Genomic DNA, 435 nt, shown 5'->3' with positions numbered 1-435 from the left:
GACATCTCGATCGTCCGCCACGAAAGCGCGGCGGCAAGGCGACAAAGCGCGGGATCTCGAGTGAACAAGTGTGCATCCTGGTGGCGCGCGATCGCAGCGGCCAGACCATCGACGCCGTGACCGGMAAGGGCAGCGTGAGCAAGCGGCAGCTGGTGCAACACCTGGGACCGCGCCTGGCGCGCGACGTGCTGCTGGTGACCGATAGCCATGCGGCCTACCCGGCATTCGCGCGGGAGGTCGGGATTTCACATCAGGCCATCAACGCGAGCGCCGGCGAAAGAAAGCGCGGTGCGCTGCACATCCAGAACGTCAACGCCTATCACAGCCGGATGCGAACCTGGCTGCTGCCGTTCCGCGGCATCGCCAGCCGTTACCTGGACCACTACTTCGGCTGGCGCTGGGCGCTGGATGGCCAGCGCATTACGCATTACCAGT

At 65.7% G+C, this 435-nt stretch carries 1 protein-coding gene; it reads left to right on the top strand.

What is annotated here, in order from left to right; all coding sequences use genetic code 11:
* Positions 1 to 435 (top strand): IS1595 family transposase (locus AC1DIX_RS27905; protein ID WP_477328604.1); only part of this gene is annotated, 435 nt, incomplete at both ends.

It is taken from the genome of Massilia sp. 05N420, from assembly GCF_056397205.1.
Note: the sequence above shows the minus strand (reverse complement) of the source record. Positions and strands in the feature narration are given on the sequence as shown.